The organism is Rhizobium tibeticum (genome assembly GCF_900110205.1).
Taxonomy (GTDB): domain Bacteria; phylum Pseudomonadota; class Alphaproteobacteria; order Rhizobiales; family Rhizobiaceae; genus Rhizobium; species Rhizobium tibeticum.
In genome coordinates this window covers 18,503-30,492 of sequence record NZ_FOCV01000048.1, presented here as the reverse complement: position 1 = coordinate 30,492, position 11,990 = coordinate 18,503, and the positions used below count along the sequence as shown (strand labels likewise).

11 protein-coding genes and 1 pseudogene are annotated in these 11,990 nt (G+C 57.4%); 3 read left to right on the top strand and 9 right to left on the bottom strand.

Annotation, left to right across the window (positions count from 1 at the left end):
- Together BSG20_RS30840 and BSG20_RS36790 are read right to left on the bottom strand one after the other, a co-directional pair.
- A protein-coding gene (locus BSG20_RS30840; RefSeq protein WP_093041612.1) for an IS3 family transposase occupies positions 1-1,144 on the bottom strand; the annotation gives its coding sequence in 2 pieces (ribosomal slippage) (positions 1-808 and positions 808-1,144; 1,145 coding nt annotated over the 2 pieces). This gene is flagged as partial in the annotation.
- 283 nt (positions 1,145-1,427) lie between these two features.
- Positions 1,428-1,577, bottom strand: coding sequence for a hypothetical protein (locus BSG20_RS36790; RefSeq protein ID WP_167371572.1), 150 nt, complete (start codon positions 1,575-1,577; stop codon positions 1,428-1,430).
- Positions 1,578-2,318: 741 nt separating this feature from the next.
- On the opposite strand from BSG20_RS36790, the gene BSG20_RS30835 reads away from it, so the two are divergent.
- Positions 2,319-3,467 (top strand): SbmA/BacA-like family transporter, encoded by a 1,149-nt coding sequence (locus tag BSG20_RS30835; RefSeq protein WP_143147559.1) that lies wholly within the window; start codon positions 2,319-2,321, stop codon positions 3,465-3,467.
- Between the two features lie 230 nt (positions 3,468-3,697).
- On the opposite strand, the gene BSG20_RS30830 is transcribed toward BSG20_RS30835, so the two are convergent.
- Positions 3,698-4,060 carry a hypothetical protein gene (locus BSG20_RS30830; RefSeq protein ID WP_072377055.1) on the bottom strand — a complete coding sequence of 121 codons (363 nt, stop codon included), beginning with the start codon at positions 4,058-4,060 and terminating at the stop codon, positions 3,698-3,700.
- A gap of 885 nt (positions 4,061-4,945) precedes the next feature.
- Between BSG20_RS30830 and BSG20_RS30825 the strand changes: the two genes are divergently transcribed.
- Complete coding sequence (locus BSG20_RS30825) at positions 4,946-5,869, top strand: adenylate/guanylate cyclase domain-containing protein (protein WP_072377274.1); 924 nt, start codon at positions 4,946-4,948, stop codon at positions 5,867-5,869.
- 720 nt (positions 5,870-6,589) lie between these two features.
- Here BSG20_RS30825 and BSG20_RS30815 read toward each other — a convergent pair.
- From BSG20_RS30815 to BSG20_RS30795, 6 genes and pseudogenes are all read right to left on the bottom strand, one after another.
- Positions 6,590-7,402, bottom strand: coding sequence for a transglutaminase-like domain-containing protein (locus BSG20_RS30815; RefSeq protein ID WP_072377272.1), 813 nt, complete (start codon positions 7,400-7,402; stop codon positions 6,590-6,592).
- A 96-nt stretch (positions 7,403-7,498) separates the two neighbouring features.
- Positions 7,499-8,371, bottom strand: coding sequence for a transglutaminase family protein (locus BSG20_RS30810; protein WP_072377053.1), 873 nt, complete (start codon positions 8,369-8,371; stop codon positions 7,499-7,501).
- Between the two features lie 11 nt (positions 8,372-8,382).
- Positions 8,383-8,778, bottom strand: coding sequence for a hypothetical protein (locus BSG20_RS36785; RefSeq protein WP_167371571.1), 396 nt, complete (start codon positions 8,776-8,778; stop codon positions 8,383-8,385).
- Positions 8,779-8,927: 149 nt separating this feature from the next.
- The gene (locus BSG20_RS30805; protein WP_072377049.1) at positions 8,928-9,293 is read right to left on the bottom strand and encodes a hypothetical protein; all 366 of its coding nucleotides are present in this window, start codon (positions 9,291-9,293) and stop codon (positions 8,928-8,930) included.
- A 508-nt stretch (positions 9,294-9,801) separates the two neighbouring features.
- Positions 9,802-9,994 (bottom strand): annotated as a pseudogene (locus BSG20_RS37930) (AI-2E family transporter); the annotation flags it as partial.
- 146 nt (positions 9,995-10,140) lie between these two features.
- Positions 10,141-10,674 carry a group I truncated hemoglobin gene (locus tag BSG20_RS30795; RefSeq protein ID WP_244541345.1) on the bottom strand — a complete coding sequence of 178 codons (534 nt, stop codon included), beginning with the start codon at positions 10,672-10,674 and terminating at the stop codon, positions 10,141-10,143.
- A gap of 233 nt (positions 10,675-10,907) precedes the next feature.
- Between BSG20_RS30795 and BSG20_RS30790 the strand changes: the two genes are divergently transcribed.
- Positions 10,908-11,984 (top strand): sensor histidine kinase, encoded by a 1,077-nt coding sequence (locus tag BSG20_RS30790; RefSeq protein WP_072377045.1) that lies wholly within the window; start codon positions 10,908-10,910, stop codon positions 11,982-11,984.
- Positions 11,985-11,990: the final 6 nt, after the last annotated feature.

Genomic DNA, 11,990 nt, shown 5'->3' with positions numbered 1-11,990 from the left:
TTGTAATCCTCGATCCATCCGTCGATCTTCCGGAGTGCTGTATCTGCGTCCGGAATGGGTGAGATGCGTATGTAGTCCCGTTTCAGGGTTTTGACGAATGCCTCCGACATGCCGTTCGACTGTGGGCTCGCAACCGGCGTGAAGCATGGGATCAGATTGAGGGCTTGAGCAAATAGCCTGGTATCCCTTGCAGTGTAGGCGCTGCCGTTGTCGGATAGATGTTCGATAGCATGCGGAGCGCTGGTTGCTCCGAAGCGCTTCTCGACAGCCTCCAGCATCATGTCTCGCACGTCAGAACCGGATATCCCGGCATTGGCGACGGCGGCCCAGGATATGATCTCCCGGTCAAACGCGTCGATGATGAAAGCGAGACGGACCACCTCGCCATTCCAGCAGGTGAACTCAAGACCGTCCGAGCACCAGCGAAGGTTTGATCGCATCACCATGACCTTGCCGTCATGGAGGCGACCCTTGCGTACGGCCGTGTGTTTTTCAAGGATCATGTCGTGGTTGGCCATGATGCGATGAACCCGCTTGCGGTTGACGGCCGGCTGATCGGCGGCTCGCCGCTGCCTGTTGAGAAGGGCAGCGATCCGCCGATAGCCATAAGTCGGCCGAGCATCCACGAGCCTACGAATGGCAGGCAGCAGCTCGGCATCGTCTGCTTTGAGATATGGTCCACGAGGCTTGGACTTGCCCTTGAGACGCTCAGCGAGATGGGAACGCGACACGCCCAGGACGTCTGCCACCGTCTTCATCGGGAACCGTCCTTCGGTAACAAGATCGGCCGCGATATCGGTTTTTTTGACTGGGCTTTGGAAAGGGCTTCGCGGAGAATCTCGTTCTCAAGCGTCTTGCGTCCGAGGATGCGCTCAAGCTCACGCACCCGATCTTCCAGCTTCTTCACCTCGGAATTGCCGATCACTGGTTCGTCGGAATCCACGGCCACCGCACCTCCCTCGCTCAGGAGCCTGCGCCAGCGATACAAAAGATTTGGCGCAACTCCATGTCGCCGAGCCGCAGAGGAAACAGTCTCCCCCGGGGCATAGCTCTCCTCGATGATCTGCAGTTTGCGTTCCGTTGTCCAGCGTCGCCGCCGGACGTCACCGATCATCAGGTCAACCTGTCGAAACTCGTTAGACATAAGCTTATCCTCAAGCCTGTGCTTGAGCCTTCCTGCTTATGCTGAGCGTCCGGTCGAAAATGGGGGCAGTTCAGGTCGCGAACTGTAAGCAACAGCCACGAAAAGCGTGGCGCCAAATCGCATGCCTTCACGCCGCCTGATCCAAAGCTTCATCCATGATTTTGACTTGGGAGCGCTAAGTTTAGTGCCAGCCGGGCTTCGACTGATCCCGAGCTCATGTCCGGATAGCCGGAAACGGTGAGATCGCAATGCTTATGAATCTCTTGGCCGAATGGACTAACGCTTAGTGCCAGACTACACCGTACAACAGGATGGCGGCAGCGAATGCCAAGCCGAGCAACAGTGATGTCTCAACAGCGAAATTGCCGTAGTGAAATCGGCGAACTCCGCCGATGATGTTTTCGATATGGCGACGGGTTGTGATGGAAGACATCTTCGCGTCCTCCTTTGCTTGTTGAGGGCAGGGGATGGAACCCTAAGCAGTAGCGCCCTTAGCATTCGCTGCCTACAAACATCATGCGCGCTTGCGCAATGATTGGCAAACGTCATCTGCATCAGATTGCCTGTTCGGCGCCCTGCCCTCGAATACCGATGAGGCGTGGACAAACGGTGAAGTGGACAAACCTCGACATCATGGGGCCGTTGTGTCCGCCGCACTGCGCCTGATGAATCGGGAATGCTCTTGGTGCCGCACTCGAAGATAGTGATCTGCTGTTTGGCTGTACGTGCAGTATTCAGCGGATATTCGCGCGCTAGCCGCATCGCGATTCTTTTGATGAATGGAACCAAATTCGGCTCTGGCAGTTAACTTACGTTGGAGTGCAATCGTAGGCAACGCACTGCGCGGCAAAGCGCGACGGAGATGCTTTTCGGTACTCCAAGGAGATACTACAATGGATATCACCACAATCCTCATTGTCGTCCTGATCGTTCTTCTGTTAGGCGGCGGCTTTTACGGCCGCGGCCGCTGGTACTGAGCGCGCGCCCTACCTGTATCCTCTGGCACCGTAACTCGCGTTTCGTTCTCTGAACACGTGCCGGAGAAATGCCAGATGCGCGGCTCTCCGGCACAATAAACTCAGGCTGGACACAATAAACTCAGGCTGGACACAATAAACTCAGGTTGGATGAGCCAAAATCGGCGACGGACCAATAGCGCGATGGAACCTGTGTCTTGCAAAATCAAAGCGAGCATCCGTCGAAAGATGTGAACGTATCGATGCCCCGCGAGACACGTTTGATGACGGATATTCCGGCGTATGGGCAACGCTTTCTAGTGGCTCGCTTCTGGCGCAGCGCGTCGGGTTTTTGGCGACGTCCTGGAGCCGCGACAGCGTGGACTCCCACGTTGTTGCTCCTATCAAGCGTCCTGTTTCAATTGATGATACAGTATCGACTAAGTTATTGGGGCAGAGACTTTTTTGATGCCTTTGGACGCCGCGATGGCGGCGTCCTCAAAGCACAGGCACTGCTTTTCTTACCGCTCGCCGGAGCAAGCCTCCTTGTAGCGGTTCTGGGCGTTTGGTCGTTGATGACGACGCAACGACGGTGGCGTTTGTGGCTCACTCAGTACTTAATTGATCGCTGGCTGGAAAATGACCTCTTCCGCAGCCTCCAATTTGCCGTGGGTGAGGACCAGAATCCCGAATATCGAATCGCTGAAGACGCGCGTATTGCTGTTGACTCTCCGCTCAGCATGGCGGTCGGATTGCTCAAGGCTGTGCTCAGCGCGGGAATATTTATCGGCATCCTTTGGAATGTCGGTGGTGATCTCGCCGTCGGCGTTTTTGGCTATGTGCTGACAGTGCCCAAGTACTTGGTGATTGCTGTCGCGATTTATTCAGCGCTCCTGACGCTTGCAATGATATTCATTGGTCGTCGCCTGGTTAGCGTTATTGCTGGCAAGAACGCGGCTGAAGCTCAGTTCCGCTCTGTCGGGTCGCATCTGCGCGAACGCGATAAGTTTGCAACGAACTCTGTAGGAAAAATCGAGCAGCATAACTCTCTCAGCCATGCGCTTCAGGACGTGATAGATCGTTGGCGTGAACTGTGCGTGCAGCTCATGCAGACCACCCTCGTTTCGCAAGGAAACGTGCTGCTTGCCCCCGTCATCGCCTGGGTTCTCTGCGCTCCGAAATACCTGGTCGGAACGATGTCCCTTGGTGAAGTTGCGCAGGTGACTGCGGCTTTTGTCATCGTACAAGCGGCGCTCAACTGGCTAGTCGAAAACTACTCCGGTTTGGCAGATTGCCTTTCTTCGATAAACCGCGTCGCTTCTTTACTCTTGGCGCTGGACCAACTTAGTAGCCAAGGACAGAATTGATCCAAGTTGCGAGACAGACGCAATCCGGAAATGATCGAAGCTTTAGCCGGTATCGATAAAAAGCGACGACGACCTCTTGCGGCCTTACGGCTTGACGTCAGAGCAATCAGTGCAGTTGTTGCCACTCCTATTCTCGTTATCGTTAGCTTTTGGCGCTTCGCGGACTCTGTAACCATTACTGCCCTGTTTCGCGTTCCGTCATCTCTCTAACGGCCATCGATGCGGTCCTTCTAGCTGTGGAACACGGGAACAGATCGGCGCGTTCCCCCGCGCTTGATCAAACCCGGTGCTATTACTTGGCCCGCGTCGCGGTCCATGTTCTCGAATGTTGCATCGAAAAGCTCCTGGGCATAGGCAATCGCAGAATCCGCGTCAGCAGGCGAGAGCTTGATCTCCTCGCACTTCAAGCGCATCGCCCGGCGAATGGTTGAAAGTGCCTGTTGGGCTGCATGCTTGTCACCGGCCTTTACCAGCAGGCTCAAGGAGGTCATTGCGACAACCTCCAGAACGGTTATGCGGCCCTCGATCTCGCCCATTGACGGAATCGCAAGGTTTGCGCCGTTCCCGTAACCGTCGCGCTTGGCATTGTACATCACGCAATCCTCATGACACTCGACTGATCCTGTCGGTCGGCAGGTGTCTGCTGCACGTAGACGGGTCTTAAGCTGAATATCGACCCAGAGTGGCCGTAGGCTGTTAGGCAATTTGAGCGGCCGCGATTGCGTCAGGCATCGCAGGTTTGGAAGTTGTCATTTCGGCTGACCTCAAAGCTTGACGGGTGCAGGTGTTGGCCGAAATGCTCTCGAACCATGGACGCAATGCTTCGCGTTCGGCGCGTCTGGCCAGGGTAGCCTCGGCTGGGCGGAACGAGAGACGCAAGTGCTGTGGCGATAAGGGCAGGGTCCTGACACGTAAACCATTGCCGCAGGACCGCATTGCGACCCGAAGGGTGCAATCACCCGCGTCTCGTTCACACCATGCATCGAATTCGCCCCTCAAACCAGCCAGATCGTCTGATGAGAACATTCCGTTATGATCAAGTCTTGGAAGAGACATCGAGTACCCCCGTGTCGGGGCGAGAGCGCTTGCTCTCGGCAACGCCCTTTTCAGTGGCCGCCAACAAGGCATGGTATACCTGTAGCTCAAACATGTAACGCGGTTTAATGAAGGCGGACCTGCCTGTGCCACTTTACGGCCTATAACCACCGTTGGCCCATGCAGTCGCTCGTCCACAGGCCTAATTTTGAAAATGTTGAAATGGCATTTTCGACCCGACCCGATCCGCAGCCAAGGCTTTCGCCGTCTCGGATGTGGGCATACAATGTGCAGACCAAAGACGTCAGCCACCGTCGCCACGGAACAACCTGCGCCGTCGTCGGTGATGAGCATCTGCCGTCATTGAAAACGTGGACGGTCTCGTCGTGGCTGCTTTGCAGGCAACTTGAGGACTGATGGTTTTGTCGGATCGGACCGCTCGGATGGAAGCGCCACCACTTGAAAGAAAGCTTGCAGCCATTCTCGCAGCAGATGTCGAAGGCTACTCCCGGCTGATGAATGGTGACGAGGAACAGACGCTGGCGACCTTGACGTCGCATCGCACGATCGTCGACGCGCTCATTGAAAACGCGCATGGGCAGATATTCGGCACCGCAGGCGACAGCGTGCTGGCGGAGTTCCCGTCCATCGTCCATGCCTTCAACTCGGCCGTAGCGATCCAACAGGCGATGTGGCGAGCCAACCAGGAGCTTCCCGAAGACCGCCGTATGAACTTTCGCATCGGGATAAACGTGGGCGATGTATTAGTCAAAAACGGAGATATCTTCGGCGATGGCGTCAATATTGCCGCCCGGTTGGAGGGACTTGCCGATGTGGGAGGCATCTGTGTGTCGAGGGGCGTACGGGATCATCTGCGCGATCGTGTCGATGCGACCTTCGAGGACCTGGGGGAGCATAGTATTAAGAACATTGCGCGCCCGCTCCGGGTGTTCCGTGTAATATTTGACCCGGAGGGAGATCCCGCAATCGATCTGGCGGCGTCCCCTGTTGAAAGCCCTGAGACGTCTTCTTTTGTTGAGCAGTCGCTATCACAGGACCGCGACAGCGATGACGAGGGTCACCGCGTCGAGCTCGCCTTCTGGGAGTCAGTACAGGAAGGCGACGACCCTGCTGAGTACCTTCTCTATCTGGAGCGCTTTCCGAATGGGCAATTCGTCGAACTGGCGAACGCGCGGCTCGAAAGCGGTGGAACGGGTGAACACGATCCCGGCATTGAACTCGCCTTCTGGGAGACGGTGCGAGAGGCAGGCAATTCGGAAATGCTCGAAGCCTATTTGGCCAAATATCCGCAGGGGCAGTTCAGCGATCTCGCCAATATCATGCTGGGCGAGCTTCGCGGAAGTTGACCGCGGCGAGCGGCGCAACATTCATCTGTCTGCCGTCAATTGCCGCCGGCAACAGGAGCCGGCGGAACGTCAAGATCGATGCCGGTGTTTTCCCGCACCTGCTGGCGACGACGAATTCTGCAGGGGGACCTTCGTCATGAACGCATTCGAAAAACCGGCGAAAGCGATGAAGCAGATCTATTTCCTGGCTGCCGAAAAGGCGTTCATGGCGCAGTCCCGCCGAAACCGACTTCTGGCTCGTTGAGTCGCGGAGCTGGTCGGCGCGACTGATGTCGAAGCCTGGGTGCAGAGATCATCGATGTCCGGACGACAGCAGCGGGCGATGAGGGTGTTATAGCAAAGATCCTCGCAGACGTCGGGGCAGCGGGTCGGGTTCTAGGCGAGAAGGTGCTTCGAGCCCCCATGGCGACGCTGATGACCAAATCAAGCAGACGCCGACGTGCGCCGTCCTTGAATGCCGCTTCGATAGAATGCGAGCGAAATCGCTCACGGTCGACTTTCGAGCCGGGTTGTCTTTCACCGGCCAGCATATTGGTCAAAAGAACCGGAACGACAGTTTCCATATGCGGCCTTCACGGCGCACCGCATGACGACTTGCCGCTGGCCCTTCGCTGGATCGCCGGCAAACTGCCCAGTCGAACCATTCGTCGCCGCGACGAATCCGGTGACCACTCATCGCAAGTGTGATGTGCGTCTCCTCCGTTTGTGCCGGCCAGCAGTTCAGCTTTGCTGGATTTCCTCGGTTATCACTTCGAAACGGGAAAGGGTTGCAGGCCCGAAAGCCGTCGACAGGGCAACATCCGTCGCGTCGCGACCGGTTGCCATCAGAATTCGCCCGATGCGCGGCGTATTATGCCGGGCGTCTACCGTATGCCAGTGGCCGCCGAGATAGACCTGGAACCAGGCACTGAAGTCCATCGGATTGGGATCGGCCGGCACGCCTATATCTCCGAGATAGCCTGTACAATATCGCGCCGGGATATTCATGCAACGGCACAGCGTAGTGGCAAGATGGGCAAAATCGCGGCAAACGCCAGTCTTGTCGGTAAAACCGCCATATGCCGTTCGGAGCGGATCGGCCTTCAGGTAATTGAAGGTGATGTGATTGTGGACGAAGTCGCAGATGGCCTGCACGCGCTGCCATCCGAGCGGCGTCGACGAGAACCGTGCCCAGGCGAAATCGGCGAGCCTGTCGGTATCGCAATACCGGCTGCCGAGCAGGAAGACCAGCACCTCGTTCGGCAAGTCGTTGATCGCATGCTGAAAGGCGCCTTCCGGGACGATATCCGGCTGCCCGCTGTCATAAATCTCGAACTCCGTGGAAATCGTCGTCAGCCCCGGGGGCGCGACAATGCGGCTGCAGGCATTGCCGAACACATCGGTATAGTTCGAGGCCTCGATTTGCCTGTCGAAGGTCAGTATCTGATCGCTGAGAAGATCTACACGGCGGGAGGGATGAATGTTCAGCGCCATAAGCATCGGGGTCGGCTGTGTACACTCGTAGCCTATATGAAATCCGGCACGTATTTTCATCCTACATTCCTTATTGGAGAGATCGGTCATGCACGGAACGCAATTGCGAAACGTCGACGGCATTGCGGAGTTCCCGCAAATCTGCGCCGTTGCAGTTCATTGGGTCGTCACGTTGACCTGCACTGTCATGCCATCGAAGTCGGCAAGGCCGCCATCATAGCTGCCGCTCAACGGAACCGCCTGGCGCGGGTCACGTGCGACTGCCACGCGAACAAGGTCGCGATTGCCGACGATGCCGTTGGTCGGATCGAACTCGGTCCAGCCGGCGCCGGGCAGATAGACCTGGCACCACGCATGCGTGGAGCCTCCTCCAAGCGTGGTGCTGCCATCGCGGTCGGCGACGTAGATGTAGCCGGTAACGAAGCGCGCCGCTAGCCCGAGCGAGCGGACCGCCTCCATCATCAGCAACGCAAAATCGCGACAGGATCCTGAACGCAGCGAGAGGGTCTGAACCGGCGTCTGTGTTCCGTGCTCCAGGCGGCGGCGATAGGAAAAGCTCTCGCTGATGGCATAGCAGAGTGTCATCAGCAGACGGCCGGTTTCCGTCGACTGGCCGCAACGGACAAACTGGCGGGCCCAACGTCCGATCTCGTCGTTGGAATCGGGGTAGTGACGCTGGATTACCGGCGCGAGATCGGGAACCTCGTCCGTATTGTAGGAAAACGGGTAGGTCAAGGCGGCACTGTCGATCTGGAAATCGAGTGCGAGTTGAGGGGTATGATCGAGCGTGATCCGGGTTTCGAAGCGAAGCTCGCGGGCCGAAGATGCAATGTCGACGAGCGCGACACAGTTGCCGAAAGCATCATGAATCCATCGCACGCGATGGGGCTCTGGGTCGATCGTCAGGGATGCGTCGATCAGCCGTTGATCAAAGCTGTCGCGGGGCCGAAACATCACCCGGTGCTCGCCGAAAGCAACCTCGCGGAAATAGCGATAGGAGGTGACGTGGCGAACGGAGAAGATGGTCATGATGGCGCGCCCTATCCGCAAACGGGACGCTCGCCCCAGATGTTGCGAGCCGCCTCCGCGCTCTCGGCCAGCAGCAGCGGATCCATGACCGCCCCGTAACGGCCTGCGTGTTTTACAAGCGCCCCCTGATAGGCTTCGAGAAAGCGCTCTATGTCGAAACGGGTTTCGCTGGCAATATATACGGGCCAGTAAAGAATATCCCGCTCCTCAACAGATGTCAGTTCGGCAAGTCTGTGCGCTTCTATTTCGAACGTTCCGTCCCGCATTTCGGAGTGCATTCCGAAATCGTCGACGATCCAGTGATCCTTTTCCATGGCGTCCTCGACTCCAGCATACTTGGCGACACGGCGGCCTAGGTTGGTGACCGGCCCGGAACGCGACACGCTTTCAATGGGTAAACGCAGCATCCGGATATGAGATCCGTCAGGCGCGAGGTGGTTGCTGACTACATCGACCAAAACCGCTTCGAAGGTCGCATCGAGAGTGGCGAGATCGTCGCGACCAACGCTGCCCGCGCCCCACTTGTCGCGTTTCCAATGTGCGTTCGGTATTTTCGCTATAGGAAAGCGACAGCGACCGGGTCGCCATGGCGGGCTGCTTTGTCTTCCAGCCATAGCCGTGTGTGCTTGTGAATTCTCACCGGAGCGCCGCCGTCGTCCTGCCACCGCGCCAGCGAACCGTCGTCCTGCGACAGAGGTCGCACAATCGGATTTGTTGTTGCGAGATACATTCTAAGCGCCGATATCAGCGTCGCTTCATCAACGATGCCCATTTGGAAACATTGTGTGAGGAAGCTCGTCGCGCTGATTTCTTTGTCGTCGACAGCATAGATCTGCTCACCTCGAAAGCCAGCTTTTCTCAGGATACGATCCAGCATCCTCAGCTTTGCGACGTCGAAGAATTGATTAGGTTCGGAAGACATTGGGTCCTCCTTTGTTGGGGCTAGGATGTGATGCCCAGATGGCTTTGCCCTTATCGCGCCAGCCAATGGCTAACCATGCGCTCTTTGTAAGCCCATCGCAACCTCATTCGGGCATCAGGGATTGCTAACACGGCCCCAGAGCCCATTTGGAGGAGAAGCAGGAGGCTGGTCATGGAGTTCAACGCTGAAGCAACACTGATGAAGCGTCCGCGCGGGCAGTTGTAGCAAACGGCTGAGGGCCGTGCTTCCCGAAGAGCCGGAGAGGATATCAGCGTGCGACTGCAGGCATGCAGATTTGCGGATCATCGCTCATCGATGCCATTGTCTCAAGAAGTGTCATATATCGCGCACGTTGCACTGCCCATTCATCGTTCTGTTCGAGCAGTGCGTCGACGGGCGAGTGCCGTTCCGACCAAGTCGTAAATGACGCTCCCGGGCCCTGGAGCCCGGCGAATCGTTCGCCGACTGCGCGCACGTGGGCCGCCATCCGCCGGACGTGAAGGAATATGGCGGCGGCCCGGCTTTTATTGCCACCAACTACCCGTTCTGATCTCCTGTAGGCCGGCCATGTCGAGAAACAGATCACCGCCGCCCACAGGATGGCTGAGAGGAAGGGCTGAAGCACGAGAGGCAACCGAACGCAAGGAGAAGAAGGGCGCCCGCCCCAGAATTTGTTCGATTGGCTTGCCGAGAGGTAGCATGCCCAATCTTTCATGTTGCTTCCGGCTAGATTATCAGCGAACGACGCGATGTGCAGCCAGCGGCCTCATGCAACGCAGCTAACGTTCGCCCATCTAAAGCTGGGCGGGAAAGACAGGATGCTTCGGCCGCGCTTTGCGGCCGTAACCTAGCCGCCGGTGACCTCATCTTTGTGGGCGGCGAAGGCTGCCAGGACTTCGGACTTCTCGCGTTCCGGAACCTTGAAGAAGTCCAAGCTCCGTGCGAGTTCCGCTGCGACCTCATCAAATTCAACGGGGGAGATCCGCAGGTCCCGGTGGGCCTCCTCAAGGCCGAGCGGTGTCGTGCCAGGCTTGGTTGCCGTGAACTGGAAGGGCCCACCCGTAATGTCGCAGACCCACAGCGTCCGCATGAATTTGAGGCCGGGCAGCCTTCCCAGGTTCTTGGTGTGCCATTCCCGCAGCTGCGGGTTCTTGGACTCCCGGCCGACGACGGGGTTCTTCACGACGGCGTCGCTGAAGTGATCCACCACTGCCGCGATGGCGAAGACGCCGCCCAGCCGCTCGTACAGACTTTTCTCCGGCATGGTTTGGTTGGCCCGAGCGTTGTCCGTCCCCGCCAAAACAGCCACAGCCGCGGCGGTCAGCGTCATCCCTGCGACCACGCCTCGTCTTGTGATAGAAGTCGAAACAACCTGTGTCACGGCGACCTCCTTGGTGATGGGGAAATGCTAGGTCCGATGAGAACATGTCGTCAATTCAAAATTGATCACTTTGTCCGGCAGGACAAACTCGCAGCCACACTTCTGGAGACAATCTCGGAAGCGCCTGCCCAATATGGCATCTAGTCCAGCTTAGCCAGGCGGCGACATCTGGCCAGGAGGAGTGTACTATACCTTGAAAATTGAACCTTCGTTGCGAACAAGTGATCCGCGCCATGATCGATTTTCAAAATATTGAAGACGCGCAGACGTTGGCGCAAGCAATTGTGAATACCATTCCAGAGCCCTTTATTGTCCTCGACGACCAGTTTCGTGTGCTGGCTGCCAGCCGTTCTTTTTATGGGACGTTCAAGTTCGATCCCGAATACACAAGAGGGCGTCTGCTTTACGCGCTCGGTGACGGCCAATGGGACATTCCCGCCCTGCGCGTTCTTCTTGAGACGATTATTCCCGAACATGCCTCCATGGAGGGCTTTGAGGTTGCGCATGATTTTCCAGATCTCGGCCGTCGGATCATGCTGCTCAACGCCCGACAGGTCACTTACGGGGATAGGTCCCGTTCGACGATCCTGCTGGCATTCACCGATGTCACGGATCGCCGCAAGATCGAGTGGGAAAAGGAAGAGCTCCTTAAGCAGACAGAACAGCTGCTACATCAGAAGGAAATCCTGCTGCAGGAAATGCAGCACCGCGTTGCCAATAGTCTCCAGATCATCGCCAGCATATTGCTGTTGAAAGCGCGGGCGGTCACGTCTGAGGAAACACGGCGAGACTTGCGGGATGCCCATCAGCGCGTCATGTCGGTCGCAGAGGTGCAACGGCACCTCCACGTATCCGGCATCGACCAGATCGAGGTCGGGTCCTACCTGACGAAGCTTTGCGACAGCCTGGCATCCTCGATGATAGGCGAAAGCCAGCCCATTGCGATCAATGTGATAGCGGACGAAGGAAGGATCGGGTCCGACAAGGCTGTCGGCCTCGGCCTGATCGTCACCGAGCTCGTGATCAACGCGATAAAATACGCCTTCCCTGTCGTCAAGCCGGACGCCGTGATCCTCGTTACCTATGAGATCAGGGGGCCGGATTGGAAGCTGATCGTTTCCGACAGTGGCATAGGAAAGCAAGCCGATGGTGCAGCCGAACCAAGTGGCGGACTAGGCACGGCGATTATTCAGGCTCTTGCGAAACAGCTCGACGCGCGAGTGGACATGGTCAGCAATTCCAGCGGCACGAGCGTGTCGGTTACCCGAGCGACCTTGCGCCAAAGGCATTCGATCGACGGTCAGAGCTGAGGACTT